Origin of the sequence: Planococcus circulans, assembly GCF_020023385.1 — a bacterium.
In the GTDB taxonomy this organism is placed as follows: domain Bacteria; phylum Bacillota; class Bacilli; order Bacillales_A; family Planococcaceae; genus Planococcus.
On record NZ_JAIQCL010000016.1, the window covers coordinates 23,173 to 38,883 of the forward strand.

Annotated in this window: 15 protein-coding genes; 14 read left to right on the top strand and 1 reads right to left on the bottom strand. The window is 46.8% G+C overall.

What is annotated here, in order from left to right; genetic code table 11:
• Position 1: 1 nt before the first annotated feature.
• Positions 2 to 562 (bottom strand): DUF3267 domain-containing protein, encoded by a 561-nt coding sequence (locus tag K8U60_RS18100; RefSeq protein WP_223643347.1) that lies wholly within the window; start codon positions 560 to 562, stop codon positions 2 to 4.
• 178 nt (positions 563 to 740) lie between these two features.
• Here K8U60_RS18100 and rpsF point away from each other — a divergent pair, with 178 nt between their 5' ends.
• The 14 genes from rpsF (at position 741) to K8U60_RS18170 (ending at position 15,701) form a co-directional block, all read left to right on the top strand.
• Positions 741 to 1,028, top strand: a complete 288-nt coding sequence (gene rpsF, locus K8U60_RS18105; protein WP_106533339.1) for a 30S ribosomal protein S6 — start codon at positions 741 to 743, stop codon at positions 1,026 to 1,028.
• Between the two features lie 50 nt (positions 1,029 to 1,078).
• Complete coding sequence (gene ssb / locus K8U60_RS18110; protein WP_008497641.1) at positions 1,079 to 1,552, top strand: single-stranded DNA-binding protein; 474 nt, start codon at positions 1,079 to 1,081, stop codon at positions 1,550 to 1,552.
• 49 nt (positions 1,553 to 1,601) lie between these two features.
• The gene (gene rpsR, locus K8U60_RS18115; RefSeq protein ID WP_006830564.1) at positions 1,602 to 1,838 is read left to right on the top strand and encodes a 30S ribosomal protein S18; all 237 of its coding nucleotides are present in this window, start codon (positions 1,602 to 1,604) and stop codon (positions 1,836 to 1,838) included.
• Between the two features lie 374 nt (positions 1,839 to 2,212).
• Positions 2,213 to 3,172: a YybS family protein gene (locus K8U60_RS18120; protein WP_223643349.1), complete on the top strand. Its 960-nt coding sequence runs from the start codon at positions 2,213 to 2,215 to the stop codon at positions 3,170 to 3,172.
• A gap of 14 nt (positions 3,173 to 3,186) precedes the next feature.
• On the top strand, positions 3,187 to 5,163 hold the full coding sequence (locus K8U60_RS18125) for a DHH family phosphoesterase (protein ID WP_223643351.1): 1,977 nt from the start codon (positions 3,187 to 3,189) through the stop codon (positions 5,161 to 5,163).
• The gene (rplI, locus tag K8U60_RS18130; RefSeq protein ID WP_146555366.1) at positions 5,160 to 5,609 is read left to right on the top strand and encodes a 50S ribosomal protein L9; all 450 of its coding nucleotides are present in this window, start codon (positions 5,160 to 5,162) and stop codon (positions 5,607 to 5,609) included. Before K8U60_RS18125 ends, rplI begins: the two co-directional genes overlap by 4 nt.
• Positions 5,610 to 5,621: 12 nt before the next feature.
• Positions 5,622 to 6,977, top strand: a complete 1,356-nt coding sequence (gene dnaB, locus K8U60_RS18135) for a replicative DNA helicase (protein WP_223643353.1) — start codon at positions 5,622 to 5,624, stop codon at positions 6,975 to 6,977.
• Between the two features lie 131 nt (positions 6,978 to 7,108).
• On the top strand, positions 7,109 to 8,395 hold the full coding sequence (locus K8U60_RS18140; protein WP_223643355.1) for an adenylosuccinate synthase: 1,287 nt from the start codon (positions 7,109 to 7,111) through the stop codon (positions 8,393 to 8,395).
• A gap of 389 nt (positions 8,396 to 8,784) precedes the next feature.
• Positions 8,785 to 10,062 carry a M23 family metallopeptidase gene (locus tag K8U60_RS18145; protein ID WP_223643357.1) on the top strand — a complete coding sequence of 426 codons (1,278 nt, stop codon included), beginning with the start codon at positions 8,785 to 8,787 and terminating at the stop codon, positions 10,060 to 10,062.
• Between the two features lie 178 nt (positions 10,063 to 10,240).
• On the top strand, positions 10,241 to 10,948 hold the full coding sequence (yycF, locus tag K8U60_RS18150) for a response regulator YycF (protein WP_146555369.1): 708 nt from the start codon (positions 10,241 to 10,243) through the stop codon (positions 10,946 to 10,948).
• A 4-nt stretch (positions 10,949 to 10,952) separates the two neighbouring features.
• On the top strand, positions 10,953 to 12,779 hold the full coding sequence (gene walK, locus K8U60_RS18155; protein ID WP_223643359.1) for a cell wall metabolism sensor histidine kinase WalK: 1,827 nt from the start codon (positions 10,953 to 10,955) through the stop codon (positions 12,777 to 12,779).
• Positions 12,770 to 14,101, top strand: coding sequence for a YycH family regulatory protein (locus tag K8U60_RS18160; protein WP_223643361.1), 1,332 nt, complete (start codon positions 12,770 to 12,772; stop codon positions 14,099 to 14,101). Before walK ends, K8U60_RS18160 begins: the two co-directional genes overlap by 10 nt.
• Positions 14,088 to 14,900: a two-component system regulatory protein YycI gene (locus tag K8U60_RS18165; protein WP_223643363.1), complete on the top strand. Its 813-nt coding sequence runs from the start codon at positions 14,088 to 14,090 to the stop codon at positions 14,898 to 14,900. Before K8U60_RS18160 ends, K8U60_RS18165 begins: the two co-directional genes overlap by 14 nt.
• Positions 14,901 to 14,912: 12 nt before the next feature.
• Positions 14,913 to 15,701: an MBL fold metallo-hydrolase gene (locus K8U60_RS18170; protein ID WP_223643365.1), complete on the top strand. Its 789-nt coding sequence runs from the start codon at positions 14,913 to 14,915 to the stop codon at positions 15,699 to 15,701.
• The last annotated feature ends 10 nt before the right edge of the window (positions 15,702 to 15,711 follow it).

The window sequence follows — 15,711 nt, forward strand, 5'->3', positions numbered from 1 at the left end:
GCTAGTAGTCGGCGTTTTCTGTTTCAGGGTAATCATCATAAACATGCAGGCGCGGCAGTGAAGGATCATCAATGATCCAGGCCGCGCTTTTTTCTTTGCGCAATTCCCAGTACATGATGAAGTCGCCGAAAGCGCCAGCGGTCAGCATCGCTCCCAACAGAACCAGCACCTGGCTGTCAATCCAAAATCCGAGAACGGTAGGTATGAAGGCAGTCGTCCAAAAAGGCAGCAATAAGACTTTGCGCATCGCGTGGTTTTGAACAGGTCTGCTGGTAGTGGCATAGGCAATTCCCATTTTTAAGTTGATGCCATAATTCAATGAAGAAACAGGGACTTTTCCAAACAGCACAAAACCGACCAAGTGGAAGAGTTCGTGCCCGACAATCAATACAACATAGCCGACCACAAAGAGTAAAATGCCAGTTAAAGAAAAACCGAATGATAAAGGTTCATTGAAAAAATGATAGGCTGCAGCGAAAGCTAGCAGTAAAATAATATTGAACCAAAGCGCTTTAGGAGCTATTTCATCCATCTGCAAGTCTATGATATGGCTGGGTGTCATCGCTTCACATCCTTTGGAGTCTATGGTGAAAAGTATAGTGTATTTTAAATGCAAAATCATGCTTGTGAACCTATCGGAATTATGATACAATACTGTGATGTGAGTAATATTTATGAATTGCTTGCTCCTTGCCCGCTGGATACAGCAGGGCCCAAGTCCATGAGGAGGTGACAACACGATGAGAGAATATGAATTAATGTATATCATTCAGCCTGCAATTGAAGAGGAAGCGAAAAAAGCTCTAGTTGAGCGTTTTAACGACATCCTTACTTCTAACGGAGCTGAAATCATCGAGTCGAAAGAGTGGGGTAAACGTCGTTTAGCTTATGAAATCAACGATTTGCGTGAAGGTTTCTACCAGATCGTAAAAGTAAACGCTGGTTCTGAAGCTATCAACGAATACACACGTCTTGCGAACATTAACGAAGACATTATTCGTCATATCGCTGTACGCAAAGACGCGTAAACAGGATACTGGCACTAAAATTTTTTTGACTTGAAGGAGGTTGAATTCTGATGATTAACCGAGTTGTTTTAGTCGGAAGACTGACAAAAGATCCAGATCTTCGCTACACACCAAGCGGCGCGGCAGTTGCCCGTTTTACACTTGCTGTAAACCGGACATTCTCGAACGCTCAAGGTGAACGCGAAACTGATTTCATTAATTGTACCGTTTGGCGCAAACAGGCTGAAAACACAGCGAATTTCCTGAAAAAAGGAAGCTTGGCTGGCGTCGAAGGCCGCATCCAAACTGGTAGCTACGAGGGACAAGACGGGAAACGCGTTTATACGACAGAAGTAGTGGCGGACAGTGTTCAATTCCTTGAACCGAAAAGCGCCAATACGGACCGTTCACAAGGACAGCAGCCTTCCTATCAACAGAACCAATCACCGAGCCCAAGTCAGCAAAACCATACTCGTGTAGATGAAGACCCATTCTCAAGCGGCAGCGGTCCGATCGAAGTATCGGATGACGATTTACCGTTCTAAAATGGACTGAACCTGGCGAACAACTATTAAGTAAAGGAGGTAATTCGATATGGCACCACGTCGCGGAGGAAAAAAACGGAAAAAGGTTTGTTACTTCACTTCCAACAACATCACGCACATTGACTATAAAGATACTGACCTTTTGAAGAAATTCATTTCTGAAAGAGGAAAAATCTTGCCACGTCGTGTTACAGGCACTAGCGCTAAATGGCAACGTAAGTTGACAATCGCTATCAAACGCTCACGTATCATGGCACTTCTACCGTTTGTTGCGGAAGAAAGATAATTAAAGAAAAGCGAAAGCACCCGGCAAGCCCGGATGCTGGAGTCTGGACGATGATTTCAAAAAGACCGGGAAACCGGTCTTTTTTTTGCGTTGAATTAAGAATAGCGAGTTCGGGGAGGAAGAAGCCGCTCCAAACGGACAAGGCAGTGGCCGAAGTAATTTGAACGATGTCTTTACGTGGAGAGGAATTTCAAAATGCCAAGGGCAAACGCATTTAGTTCAATGCATCTTAAGGGAGGTGCTTATAATGTCGTCTCCTGTTTCAGCCTGTTTACGAATCCATGGAATGGACATCGCTCCTTTTGTTCAGGTTCTTGAATCATGGTACAATTACAAGGATGAAATCTGCCCGAAAGAAGGGGAAAAACAGTCATATGCAAAATCAACAAACGCGACAACTTACAAATGGGGCAATGATGGCGGCGGTTTTCACAGTACTGCTGGCAATCTCGGTATACGTTCCTGTTTTAAGTATAGTAAGTACGTTAATTTTGGCATTGCCGGTCGCCTGGTACAGTGCAAAATATCCATGGAAAGCTTCAGCGCTTTTTGCATCGGTCTGTCTGGTGCTGTCGTTTATCATCGGTGGCCTTTTGTCAGTGCCGCTGGCGTTGATCCATGTACCGCTGGGATTGGCAATCGGCATCTCGATTTATTATAAGAAGAGCAAATTATTCATGTTCATGAGTGCCAGCATTGTTCTGCTGATATCCTTAATGGTTCAATACGTGGCTTCCATTGTGCTGTTCGGCATCAATGTGCTGGAAGAGTTCACTGTCTTGTTCGATGAATCCTATGAACAGACAGGTTCGTTGATGGAGCGTTTCGGGGCTTCTGAAACCTCCCTCGAAGAATACAATGAACTTGTTGCGCAGTTGCAGTTTTCGTTTGAAACGATGTTGCCTGTGTTATTGGTACTGGGTGTGTTCATGTCGGTCTGGATGCTATTGTTGATCCTGTTACCGATTCTGAAGCGTCTCGGAATTGAGGCGCCTAAGTTTCCGCCTTTCCGGAACATGAAATTGCCGAAATCCGTTTTATGGTATTATTTAATCGTGTTGCTTGTCTCGTTGTTATCGGAGTTTGAACCCGGAACGATGGCATACATGATCTTCATTAATGCAACCGTGTTGCTTCAATTCTTGCTGTTCCTGCAAGGTGTTTCTTTTTATCATTTCTACATCCACCAGGAAAGCTGGCCGAAATGGGTGACAGTGCTGGTGACTATCTTAGCATTGCCATTACAATCATTTACGAGTATTGTCGGAATCGTAGACCTTGGATTTGATATCCGGGGTTGGGTCAAGCGGGCACACGAGTTTAAAGGAAAATAAGGAGCTGAAGAATAATGTCGGCTTTTTTTAGAAAAAGAAAACTTCGATATCCGCTTATAGCGCTGCTTTCTCTTGGTATGGCCGCGGCGATTCTGATTTCATTTTGGTCGGAATGGGCAGCTGGAATCTTTACACTGCTGTTTGTGCTTGCTTTTACAGCGGCGTGGGTGACGGAAAAAAGAATCTATGAAGCTACTGAAAAACATATTGAAACATTGTCGTACCGTATGAAGAAGGTCGGAGAAGAAGCACTGCTCGAAATGCCGATTGGAATTTTACTGGTCAATGAAAAATACGAAATTGAATGGGCAAATCCCTACATGACTTCGACGCTCGAGTACGACACGCTGATCGGCGAGTCACTTTATACATTGTCGGATGACTTCCATACGTTGGTGAAGTCCGAAGAAGCGAGAGAGCTGACGATTACATTGGGCGAGCGGAAATACCGCGTGTATTATAAAGCGGATGACCGCCTGTTCTATCTTTTTGATATTACCGAACAAGTGGAAATCGAGACGCTTTATTATGCGGACCGTTCCGTTATCGGGATTCTGTTCATCGATAATTACGATGAGTTGGCGCAGGGAATGGATGATCAGACACGCAGTAACATAAACAGCCTGGTCACTTCACTCATCAACCAATGGGGGGCAGACCACGGAATCTTTGTGAAGCGTATTTCATCTGACCGCTTTATGGCGGTTTTCAACGAGTCGATTTTAAAAGAGTTGGAACTGTCAAAATTCGCTATCTTGGATGATATCCGCGAAGTCACCGCCAAAGATAATCTGGCATTGACCTTGAGTATCGGAGTGGGTGCCGGTTCTGCATCGCTTGTCGAGCTTGGCAGCCTGGCGCAATCCGGGCTGGATCTGGTGCTCGGCCGTGGTGGAGACCAGGTTGCCATCAAACATCCGAGTGGAAAAGTGAAGTTCTACGGGGGCAAGACCAATCCGGTTGAAAAACGGACACGGGTTAGGGCCCGGGTTATTTCACACGCCCTGCGTGACCTGATCCAGGAAAGTGACCAAGTGTTTATCATGGGCCATAAAATGCCTGATATGGATTCGATCGGCGCCGCAGTCGGTGTCGCCAAAATGGCCGCCATGAACAAAGTCAAAGGCAAGATCATCATTGATTTTGATGAATATGACCGCAGTGTCATGAGACTGATGGAAGCGATTGAAGGCGAGCCCGAGTTGTTTGAGCAGTTCATCACGCCTGAAGAAGCGCTGGCGGATATGACCGAGCATTCCCTGCTCGTCGTCGTGGATACGCACAAGCCATCAATGGTCATCGATGAACGTGTATTGCAGCGGATGGAACGGGTCGTGTTGATCGACCACCACCGGAGAGGCGAGGAATTCATCACCAATACGATGCTGGTCTATATGGAGCCTTATGCTTCGTCAACCGCCGAGTTGGTGACTGAATTGATCGAATATCAGCCGAAACACGAAAAACTGTCCATGCTGGAAGCGACTGCTATGCTGGCTGGAATCATTGTCGATACGAAGAGCTTTACCTTACGGACAGGAGCCCGTACGTTTGAAGCAGCATCCTATCTGCGTTCGAATGGAGCCGATACCGTGCTCGTTCAGCGCATCTTGAAAGAAGATCTGGAAACCTATATTGAACGCGCGAAAATCGTTCAGACAGTGGAATTTGTCGGGGAAGGCATCGCCATCGCAAAAGGCGAGCATGACCGCGTCTACAGTCCGGTATTGATCGCGCAGACGGCAGATATCCTGCTGACCATGAAAGATGTCAACGCGTCCTTCGTAGTGGCGGAGCGCCAAGAAGGCGGCATCGGCATCAGTGCCCGGTCGCTTGGCGAAGTAAATGTCCAGATCATCATGGAAAATCTCGGCGGCGGCGGCCATTTAACCAACGCAGCCACCCAAATGCCGAACACCACAATTGAAGAAGCGGTCAATCAATTAAAAGCGGTAATTTTGGAAGACGATGAAGGAGGAGCAAACGAATGAAAGTAATATTTTTGAAAGACGTAAAAGGCAAAGGCAAAAAAGGTGAAATTAAAAATGTGGCGGATGGCTACGCGCATAACTTCCTGCTGAAAAACAATTTGGCGATTGAAGCGAATCAGGCGACCATCAGCAAATTGGACGGCCAAAAGAAAAAAGAACAGAAAGAAGCCGATCAGGAGCGCCAGGAAGCTGAACAGCTGAAAGAAAAGCTGGAAAGCCTGACAATTGAATTGACGGCTAAATCCGGAGAAGGCGGCCGCCTTTTCGGATCGATCACCACTAAACAAGTGGCGACAGCACTTGAGAAAAAACATGGCATCAAATTGGACAAGCGTAAAATGGATTTGGATGACGCGATCCGTGCGCTTGGCTACACCAATATTCCTGTCAAGCTGCATCACGATGTGACCGCTACGCTTCGAGTTCATGTTACTGAAGAAGCGTAAGGTGGGAGACCGATGAACGAAACGATCGATCGCGTCCCCCCGCATAACCATGAAGCCGAGCAATCGGTCATTGGCGCCATCTTCTTAGAACCACCATCCCTCATCACGGTTGCTGAAATCGTGATGGCGGAAGATTTTTACCGGATTGCCCATCAGAAGATTTTCCAGACGATGTTGAATTTATCGGATCAGGGAAAAGCGATTGATGTGGTGACCGTGACAGAAGAGCTTTCTGTCAAAAAAGAGCTGGAGGACGTTGGCGGCTTATCGTATTTAACGGAAATCGCCAACGCTGTCCCTACGGCCGCAAACGTTGCGCATTACGCTCACATCGTCGAAGAGAAGGCGCTGCTGCGCCGCCTCATCCGCGTAGCGACAACGATCGTGGAAGACGGTTTTACACGCGAAGATGAAGTGGAAGCGTTGCTTTCCGAAGCCGAAAAGAAAATGATGGAAGTATCGAGCCGAAAAAAGGCCGGTGACTTTACCCACATTAAAGATGTGCTGGTCAAGACCTATGACAATATCGAACTTTTGCATACACGCAAAGGGGACGTTACAGGCATTCCTACGGGCTTTCAGGACTTGGATAAGATAACTGCAGGGTTTCAGCGGAATGACTTGATCATCGTGGCTGCACGGCCTTCTGTCGGTAAGACGGCTTTCGCTTTGAATGTCGCGCAGAACGTCGCGACGAAAACAGACGAGAACGTCGCCATCTTCAGTCTGGAGATGGGCGCTGAACAGCTGGTCATGCGTATGCTCTGTGCGGAAGGCAATATCGATGCACAGGTGCTGCGGACAGGAGCGCTTCAAAATGAAGATTGGCGCAAACTGACGATGGCGATGGGCAGCTTATCGAATGCCGGAATTTTCATCGATGATACACCGGGGATCCGGGTCAATGATATCCGCGCGAAATGCCGCCGCCTGAAGCAGGAATACGGCCTTGGCATGATCATGATCGATTATCTTCAGCTAATCCAGGGGCCCGGCAAATCCGGTGAAAACCGGCAGCAGGAAGTATCGGATATTTCCCGTTCCCTGAAAGGCCTGGCGCGTGAATTGGAAGTTCCGGTCATCGCTTTGTCGCAGTTATCCCGTGGAGTGGAGCAACGGCAGGACAAGCGGCCGATGATGTCCGATTTACGTGAATCCGGAAGTATTGAGCAGGATGCCGATATCGTATCTTTCCTGTACCGGGAAGATTATTACGACAAGGAAACCGAAGATCAGAACATGATTGAAATCATTATCGCCAAACAGCGTAACGGCCCGACCGGTACGGTGAAACTGGCTTTTGTGAAGGAATACAATAAATTCGTCACCATCGACTGGAGTCAGCATGAATCCGGTGGAAACTTTTAAACACGAACATTAAATGTGGTAACACATTTATATGTTCGTGTTTTCTTCTATTTTATATTGACGATACCGTCTTTCATTGGTACAATTAACACTGTTTGAGACAGGGCATATGCCTAACGGAGGTGCGGACGATGACATCAGTCGTAGTAGTAGGAACGCAATGGGGAGACGAAGGAAAAGGAAAGATCACAGATTTTCTATCTGAACATGCAGAAGTGATTGCACGTTACCAAGGCGGGAACAACGCTGGACATACCATTATTTTTGGTGGAGAAACGTACAAATTGCATTTGATTCCTTCAGGGATTTTCTATAAGGATAAAACATCCGTAATCGGGAACGGCATGGTCGTAGATCCGAAAGCGCTTGTAAAAGAATTGAAAGGTCTTCATGACCGTGGAGTGACAACGGAGAACCTGCGCATTTCCAACCGCGCACATGTCCTATTGCCATACCACATCAAGCAGGACGAAGTGGAAGAAGCACGCCGCGGAGCAAATAAGATCGGAACAACGGGCAAAGGCATCGGACCTGCTTATATGGACAAAGCAGCGCGTGTCGGAATTCGCATGGCGGATTTGTTGGACCATGTTGTGTTCGAGGAAAAACTGCGCATGAACTTAAAAGAGAAAAACCGTCTGTTCGAAAAGTTCTATGAAACAGAAGGATTCACTGTAGAAGAAATCATGGAAGAGTATTATGCATACGGCCAGGAAATCGCTAAATACGTAACGGACACATCAAAAGTATTGAACGATGCCATTGATGCAGGCCGCCGCGTATTGTTCGAAGGCGCTCAAGGCGTTATGCTCGATATCGACCAAGGGACTTACCCGTTCGTCACATCTTCCAACCCGGTAGCGGGCGGCGTGACAATCGGTGCAGGTGTTGGCCCGACAACGATCCAGCACGTCATCGGTGTCTGCAAAGCCTATACTTCACGTGTCGGCGACGGACCGTTCCCCACTGAATTATTCGATGAAGTGGGCCAAAGAATCCGCGAAGTCGGCAAAGAATACGGAACAACCACTGGACGTCCACGCCGCATCGGCTGGTTCGACAGTGTTGTTGTGCGCCATGCAAGACGCGTCAGCGGTTTGACGGATTTAACGGTCAACTCGATCGACGTATTGGCAGGCCTTGATACGGTGAAGATTTGTACAGCTTACCGCTACCAGGGGGAATTGATCACGGAATACCCAGCGAACCTGCGTATGCTTGCTGATTGCGAACCAGTCTATGAAGAGCTGCCAGGCTGGCCGGAAGATGTAACCAACTGCAAATCACTGGATGAATTGCCTGCGAACGCGCGCCATTACTTGGAGCGTATTGCTCAATTGACAGGCGTTCAGATTTCGATTTTCTCTGTCGGTCCTGACCGTAACCAGACGAATATCGTTACGAGTGTTTGGAGATAATTTCAACTAAGAATCCATAAAAACTTCAGGAAGCAGTCGCCTTTGGGCGGCTGCTTTTTGTGGTTTTTTGTCTTTTCCCAGTTTCGTCACATGTGAAGAAGTGGAGGTGGAAAGCGTTGTGACAAATATGACAGATGATGGAGCGGTAAAGACGGAAAGAGTAAGGTTTTAGACTCGATTTCCATAGATTTTTTCTCAGCTGATTTGATGTAAAGCAAAATAAATCCAATTAATAACTATAAGTGGATTGAATGATACATTTATGTGACATAGGCTAATATTTTGTTGTTCATTGGGTTGATTATGATAAAGTTGGGAAGGCAAAAACCAGCATCTGCAGAATCGCTGCAGAAATGGTGCGCACTCGTTATGAAGGAGTTAACCAAGACATGAAATTCACTTTGAAAGAAAATAAAGGGCTTCAATTGAAGCTGGGGGCTGCAGCGGCGCTGTTGCTGTCAGTGATTGGAGCGAATACAATATTTGCGGAAAATCCAAAAGAAGAATTTGAAACGATTCATCATTTGTACAGCGAGGGTGAGTACCTTGGCGCGGTTTCACAGGAGGAGTCGATTGAAGAGCTGGTTGATGACAAGCTGGCGGCAGCGGACCAAAAGTTCAAAGAGTTGAAGCTGGAACTAAGCGAAGAGTTCAATGTGGTGACGGAGCAGAGCTTTTCACCGAATGCGGCTGATGAGGAAGAGGCATTGGAGCGGCTGGATGATCAATTGGCGATCCAGGCATCAGCCTTTGCCCTCGCAGTCGACGATGAATTGACGGTTTATTTAAAGGACCGGGCAGCGTATGAAGAAACCGTCAGGCACTTAAAGCTTGCGGCTGTGCCTGAACCGGAATTGAAAGCTTGGGAAGATCAACAGGCATCTGAGGAAAGCCTGCCTGAACTGAAAGCTGGAGAAACACGCATAACGGATGTAGCCATCGATCAAAAAATATGGGGTGTGACCAAGCAGGTCGATCCGAAAAGCGTCAAGACCCCGGAACAGGCAGCGGCTTTTCTCTTGGATGAAGCCAAAGTGAAGGTCACTGTGAAGAAAGAACAAAAAGAAAAAGAAGCGATCGATTACAAAGTCGTTGAAAAAGATAATAAAAACCTGTTTATCGGAAAAACAAAAGTGGATCAAAAAGGGAAAAAAGGCGAGAAGACCGTGAGCTATACGATCACTGAAGAAAACGGCAAGCAGCTGGAGCGCGTAAAAGATAGGGAAGAAATAACCAAAAAGCCTGTAGAAGAAATTAAGTTGAACGGCATTAAAGAACTCCCTGCAGTAGGAACCGGAAGATTTGCATGGCCGGCTGAAGGCGGCTATATTTCGAGTGAGCGTGGGCAGCGCTGGGGCAGAATGCATAACGGCATCGATATTGCCCAGCCGGATGGCCTTGCCATCAAGTCTGCAGACCATGGAGTTGTGAAGGCTGCAGGAGCTGCAGGGACATTCGGCAATCGTGTAGTGGTCAATCACCAAAATGGCTACGAGACGATCTATGCCCATCTGTCAGCGATTGATGTAAAGGTAGGGGACACAGTTCCAAAAGGCACCAAGCTAGGAGAGATGGGGAATACGGGACGCTCGACAGGTCTCCACCTGCATTTGGAAATCTCATTGAATGGTGTTACCCAAAATCCACTAAATTATATCTCATCTTGATGTTCAGAACCGCGCCATGGCAATGGGCGGTTTTTCTTTGTGTCTAATGGGGCTGGACAGGGGCTTAGCCGCTGATAGGTGCGAAATGGCCTAAACAATGATAAAGTATAGGGTAGTAAAGAATGTGCAACGAAAAGAAAAAAGGGTGTAAGCGTGAAGAAAAAGGGGAGAATTAATGATGAGCAAAACCATTCTGGTTGTAGACGATGAGAAACCGATTGCAGACATTCTGCAGTTCAACTTAAAAAAAGAAGGCTTTAATGTAGTGTGTGCTTATGATGGAGATGAAGCGATCAAGATAGCGGGAGAAATCCAACCGGACTTGATGTTGTTGGATATTATGCTGCCAAATCGTGATGGCATGGAAGTATGCCGTGAAATCCGGAAGAAATTCGACTTTCCAATCATTATGCTGACGGCAAAAGACTCGGAGATCGATAAAGTTCTCGGCCTGGAATTGGGTGCGGATGATTATGTCACCAAACCTTTCTCGACCCGTGAATTGATTGCACGCGTGAAAGCGAATTTGCGCCGCCAAAATATTGCGCCGGCTGAAGAAGAAGGCCAAAACTCAAACGATATCCAAGTCGGCTCACTAACGATTCAGCCCGATGCCTATCTTGTGTTGAAGCGTGAAGAAACCATTGAATTGACACACCGTGAATTTGAATTGCTGCATTACCTCGGCAAGCATATCGGCCAGGTGATGACGCGCGAGCATTTGCTGCAGACGGTATGGGGATATGATTATTTCGGCGATGTTCGGACAGTGGATGTCACGATTCGCCGATTGCGTGAAAAAATCGAAGACAACCCGAGCCATCCAGCATGGATCGTAACGCGTCGCGGTGTCGGGTATTATTTGCGAAATCCTGAACAGGAGTAACTGAATGTCAAAAGTAAACTTTTTAAAATCGATACATGTAAAATTTGTTTTGATCTATATTCTGCTGATTCTTTTAGCCATGCAGATTATCGGACTTTATTTTGCCCAACAGCTTGAAGAAACCCTGAAAGGGAATTTTGAAAGCTCTATTGAAGACCGGATGGAAATCATCGAATTCAGTGTGCGGGAAGAAATGATCAAAGAACGTACAGAGGAAGATTTGACGCTTGAGCAGACGCTGCGGACAGTGTTATATGGTTTCCAATCGGATGATATCAATGAAATCCGCGTCGTCAACACACGCTACAGCATTTTGGCGTCTTCAGATATCGAAAACCAGTCGTTGGTCGGCCAACGATCGACAACCGACCTGGTACGGCAAACCATTATCGGAGAAACCGAAATGGAACAGACCTATGTCGACCCAGACAGCGAAGAGCGGGTTTGGGTGCGAACCCAGCCGATTATTGCAGCAGGCGGCGAGATTCTTGGAACCTTATACGTTGTAGCGGAAATTGAAAACGTCTATGACCAAATGGACGATATCAATTCCATACTCGCGGGAGGCACCGCCATTTCCCTGGTCATCACGGCAATTTTAGGAATCCTGGTCGCCCAGACGATTTCACGGCCGATTGCGGATATGCGCAAGCAGGCACAGGCCATGGCAAAAGGGAATTTCTCGCGCAAAGTACGGGTGTACAGCGATGACGAAATTGGCCAGCTTGCCCGCGCCTTCAACCATTTGACGAACAGGCTGCAGGAATCCCAACAGTCGACCGAAAGTGAACGCCGCAAACTGGCGTCAGTCCTTTCCAATATGACGGATGGCGTACTGTCGACAGATAGAAGAGGCCGAATCATCCTGATCAATGACCCTGCGCTCCAATTGCTGAATGTTTCACGTGAAACGGTGATTAATCGCCCGGTAACGAGCATATTGGGGTTGGAAGAAGAATATACGTTTGAAGACTTGATCGATATGAAAGAGGCAGTAACACTTGATTTCGGTTCGCACGAACAAAGTACCTTATTGCGAACGACATTTTCGGTCATTCAAAAAGAGACCGGCTTTGTCAACGGGTTGATTGCAGTTTTGCATGACAATACCGAGCAGGAAAAGATCGATATGGAACGCCGTGAATTCGTGGCCAATGTATCGCATGAATTGCGGACGCCTTTGACCACTATGCGCAGTTACCTGGAAGCATTGGCTGATGGCGCGTGGCAGGATCCGAATCTGGCTCCGAACTTCCTGAATGTCACGCAGACAGAAACAGAGCGGATGATCCGGCTCGTCAATGATTTGCTGAAGTTATCAAAAATGGACTCCAGCGAAACCGAAATGAGCAAGGAAATGGTCGAGTTCAATGTCTTTTTCAACCGAATCATCGACCGTTTTGAAATGTCGAAATCACAAAAAGTGCGTTTTGAACGGCATTTGCCCAAAGAACAGTATTTTGTGGAAATCGATCCTGACAAACTGACGCAGGTAATTGATAATATTATTTCCAATGCGTTGAAATATTCTCCGGAAGGCGGAAAAATCCGCTTTGGCATGACTGTGGAAGAAGGATTTTTATTGATCCAAATCAGTGATGAAGGAATGGGGATTCCGAAAGAAAATGTAGATCGTATTTTTGATCGTTTTTACCGTGTCGATCGCGCAAGATCCCGTGAAATGGGCGGGACTGGTTTAGGGTTGGCCATTTCAAAAGAAATGATCAATGCACATGGAGGCGTCATCTGGGCAGAGAGCAAGTATGGAAAAGGAACGACTATTTTCTTTACACTGCCTTTCGAGATGGACGATGGGAGTGAGTGGGATTGAAATATGTAGAGCAAATTAAATCGTTTGCGTTACTTTTGCTGATCCTGCTCAGTCTGGCATTGACCTTCACCATCTGGACTTTCACTCCTACACACGAAACCATCGAGCCGTCGACTACAGTGGATGAGCCGATCGCACAAACCAAAAATCCTGAGGAAGTTGTCAGGCCTGTAAAATTACTGTTTCATACTGAGGATACGGTCAGAGGAACTACTGAACAAAGCAATATCAATCTGCTGATCGACTCTCTGAAACTATGGGAGATCCAAGATATAAGAGTGGTACAGGAAGATGCGACTCCTGCGACGCTGGAATCCTATATGCATAGCGCGAACCGTGCCGTTATCTACTACCCGGGCGTGGTTCCTTTTCCGGTATTCGATTCGATCACCAATATTGTCGATACGGCGATTCCTGAATCTTCATTTGACCGGATCGTCATTGAATGGGAAGCTCCGGCTAACGATCGTCCGGCTTTGTATTTCATCAATAGCCTATCGGGGAGAATTTATAAAGCCGCTGTTCCGGCAGAAGATCTGCGCCAATTCCAAGCTGACATTTTACCGGAAACGGTTGACTACGAACCTTATATTACTGATGAAAAAATCGGGCCCTTACCGATTTATGTACAGGAAGACGAAGTCGAGAAATCCAGCATCTATTACGTACTGGAAGAAACACCGACTGCAAAATTTGCTGAAGCTTTGCTCGACAGCCCGGGGCTGGCATTGTCAGCAGATTTAACGACACAGGAATACAAAGATGATTCCGGTGCGCTGATGAGGGAGAATTCGGCCAACAAAAGCATCAGCTATATTCAGCCGAAAGCTGAAACTTCCGATCCGGCAATTCCTTCCGACTTGTTATTCGATTCCTTCGGCTATATCAATGAACATGGCGGCTGGACGGATGATTATTTCTACGCCGGAATGAATTCGGTGAGCCAGCAAATCAAGTATCAATTGTATGTAGAAGATTTACCGGTTTTCAGTACCAGCACCACAACCAGCTTGGATATCATATGGGGGATAGACGCTGGCGAGGAGCAGGTTTACAGCTATCTTCGTCCGACCTACCAGCTGGATTCTGAAGCTGAGAAAAGAGTGGCCATCCTGGCTTCCGGAGAAGCGGTTCTAAAAGCCATCACAGAAATGGACGATCAGGATCCATCCGATGTAACGGCGATTGCCCCTGCCTATAAGTTGACGAGAAGTGAAGAGCGTTTGATCACTTTTGAGCCGGCATGGTATTTCGAAGTGAATGGTGTATGGACCGAACTGACGAGCGAATTGACAGGAGGGCGTAAACTTGGATTGGAATAAAACCAAGACGATCTTTATCATTGTCTTTTCTATTTTGAACGTCTTTTTGTATTCCTTGTATTTGGACCGTTATACAGAATCCAAAAACACGGAAGTCCTTTCGGAATCTTCAGTGGAGGAAAAAATGAAAGGTGACGAAATCACCTATTCGAATCTGCCGGAAATTACCGAGAGCATGCCGTATATTCGCGGGGAAACGAAACTGCTCACTGCTAAAGAAGCACCACAAGAAAATGTTCAGGTCAATATCCAAGATGGGAAACAGTTGCAGGTTGCCTATGAAGCGCCTGTTCCCCTGACAGGGGGAGAAGAAAGCGCGGAAGCCTTGACGATGTTCGTTGAAGAAAATGTTCATGAAGGTGCTTCCTACGAATTATGGGAAATCGATGAAGAACAAAACAAAGCTGTCTTTTTCCAAAGCTTTGAAGGGGATACGCTATACCTTAGCAAAGATGGGAAATTGACCGTTTACTGGGATAATGCAGGGAATATTGTCCGTTACGAACAAACGATGTTCACGGATATTATTGAAAACGAAGAACCGAAAGAATTAGTGTCCGCCATCAGAGCGATTCACACGCTTTACCAAAAAAATATGCTGGAACGTGAATTGGCGATTACGAAAACCGAGTTGGGCTATTCCGTCCATGTACAAGTATCGGAAAATCGCCATATGTTTGTACCGACCTGGCATATTCAAGCGGAGCTTTCCGATGGCAGCCGTCAGGACTTTTTCGTGAATGCCGTAAAAGATGGCGTCATCGAGTTGAACAAACAACAAGAGGAAGAAGTAGAGTAAGGAGATTTTGCTATGCAATTCAGTGTATTAGCCAGCGGCTCAAGCGGCAATGCCACTTATATAGAAAATGGGGAACATTCCTTCCTGGTCGATGCGGGACTCAGCGGCCGCAAGATGGAAGAGCTGTTTGCGGCAATCGGCAAGAAAATGAGCGATTTGGATGGAATTTTGGTCACGCATGAACATAGTGACCATATCAAAGGGCTTGGCATCGTTGCGCGCAAACACAAGGTGCCCATTTATGCCAATGCCAAAACCTGGACAGCAATGGACGGACTAATCGGAGCGGTTCCGGTCGAACAGCGTTTCCATTTTGATATGGATACTGTGAAGACCTTCGGTTCGCTGGATATTGAATCCTTTGCCGTGTCCCACGATGCAGCAGATCCGATGTTCTACGTTTTTCATGCGGCCGGCCGGAAGCTGTCGCTGATTACCGATACCGGCTATGTCAGCGACCGGATGAAAGGTGTGATTCAGGCGTCCGATTCCTATGTGTTTGAAAGCAATCATGATGTCGGCATGCTCCAGATGGGCCGCTATCCATGGTCTGTCAAACGCCGGATTCTCAGCGATGTCGGCCACGTCTCCAATGAAGATGCAGCAGTCGCCATGAGTGAAGTGCTTGCTGAAAAACCGACCCGAATTTACCTGTCGCATTTGAGCAAAGACAATAACATGAAGGACCTGGCACGCATGAGCGTCGAACAGACCCTGCAGACAAAAGGCATCATCGTTGGCGAGTATGTCGACCTTCTCGACACGGATGCCAATATCCCAACTAAATTAATCGTTGTGTAACCAACAGCCG

What these genes read in the sequence shown, in the direction of transcription:
- ssb (WP_008497641.1), top strand. Translation starts at nt 1,079, where the DNA reads ATGATTAACCGAGTTGTTTTAGTCGGAAGACTGACAAAAGATCCAGAT.
- rpsR (WP_006830564.1), top strand. Translation starts at nt 1,602, where the DNA reads ATGGCACCACGTCGCGGAGGAAAAAAACGGAAAAAGGTTTGTTACTTC.
- K8U60_RS18120 (WP_223643349.1), top strand. Translation starts at nt 2,213, where the DNA reads ATGCAAAATCAACAAACGCGACAACTTACAAATGGGGCAATGATGGCG.
- K8U60_RS18125 (WP_223643351.1), top strand. Translation starts at nt 3,187, where the DNA reads ATGTCGGCTTTTTTTAGAAAAAGAAAACTTCGATATCCGCTTATAGCG.
- rplI (WP_146555366.1), top strand. Translation starts at nt 5,160, where the DNA reads ATGAAAGTAATATTTTTGAAAGACGTAAAAGGCAAAGGCAAAAAAGGT.
- yycF (WP_146555369.1), top strand. Translation starts at nt 10,241, where the DNA reads ATGAGCAAAACCATTCTGGTTGTAGACGATGAGAAACCGATTGCAGAC.
- walK (WP_223643359.1), top strand. Translation starts at nt 10,953, where the DNA reads ATGTCAAAAGTAAACTTTTTAAAATCGATACATGTAAAATTTGTTTTG.
- K8U60_RS18140 (WP_223643355.1), top strand. Translation starts at nt 7,109, where the DNA reads ATGACATCAGTCGTAGTAGTAGGAACGCAATGGGGAGACGAAGGAAAA.
- dnaB (WP_223643353.1), top strand. Translation starts at nt 5,622, where the DNA reads ATGAACGAAACGATCGATCGCGTCCCCCCGCATAACCATGAAGCCGAG.
- rpsF (WP_106533339.1), top strand. Translation starts at nt 741, where the DNA reads ATGAGAGAATATGAATTAATGTATATCATTCAGCCTGCAATTGAAGAG.
- K8U60_RS18145 (WP_223643357.1), top strand. Translation starts at nt 8,785, where the DNA reads ATGAAATTCACTTTGAAAGAAAATAAAGGGCTTCAATTGAAGCTGGGG.
- K8U60_RS18100 (WP_223643347.1), bottom strand. Translation starts at nt 562, where the DNA reads ATGACACCCAGCCATATCATAGACTTGCAGATGGATGAAATAGCTCCT.
- K8U60_RS18170 (WP_223643365.1), top strand. Translation starts at nt 14,913, where the DNA reads ATGCAATTCAGTGTATTAGCCAGCGGCTCAAGCGGCAATGCCACTTAT.